Source organism: Pseudoalteromonas sp. P1-26 (assembly GCF_001401795.1).
In the GTDB taxonomy this organism is placed as follows: domain Bacteria; phylum Pseudomonadota; class Gammaproteobacteria; order Enterobacterales; family Alteromonadaceae; genus Pseudoalteromonas.
In genome coordinates this window covers 1-688 of sequence record NZ_LKDX01000123.1, presented here as the reverse complement: position 1 = coordinate 688, position 688 = coordinate 1, and the positions used below count along the sequence as shown (strand labels likewise).

The 688-nt window shown below is 45.8% G+C and carries 1 rRNA gene; it reads right to left on the bottom strand.

What is annotated here, in order from left to right:
* Window positions 1-596 (bottom strand): 23S ribosomal RNA (locus AN394_RS21180); the annotation flags it as partial.
* Between the last annotated feature and the right edge of the window lie 92 nt (window positions 597-688).

The following is a 688-nucleotide window of genomic DNA, read 5'->3' as shown; positions in this document are numbered from 1 at the left end:
CGGTTAACCTCGCTACAAAATATAAGTCGCTGACCCATTATACAAAAGGTACGCAGTCACCCTCGAAGGGCTCCTACTGCTTGTACGTACACGGTTTCAGGTTCTATTTCACTCCCCTCACAGGGGTTCTTTTCGCCTTTCCCTCACGGTACTGGTTCACTATCGGTCAGTTGGGAGTATTTAGCCTTAGATGATGGTCCACCTATATTCAGTCAAAGTTTCACGTGCTCCGACCTACTCGATTTCACTTAAGATGCATTTTCGTGTACGGGACTATCACCCTGTATCGTCAAACTTTCCAGAATGTTCCACTAACACATAATAAGCTTAAGGGCTGGTCCGGTTTCGCTCGCCGCTACTTCCGGAATCTCGGTTGATTTCTGTTCCTACGGGTACTTAGATGTTTCAGTTCTCCGCGTTCGCCTCTTACACCTATGTATTCAGTGCAAGATACCTGCAAGCAGGTGGGTTTCCCCATTCGGAAATCCTAGTCTCAAGCGCTTTTTACTAGCTTGACTAGGCTTATCGCAAGTTAATACGTCCTTCATCGCCTCCAACTGCCAAGGCATCCACCGTGTACGCTTAGTCACTTAACCATACAACCCAAACGGGTCTTTGTTAGTGACAGCTGTTAACTTCGCCAGAAGTTAATTCATCAAATAATGATGAGAATACTAAAGTAGATACC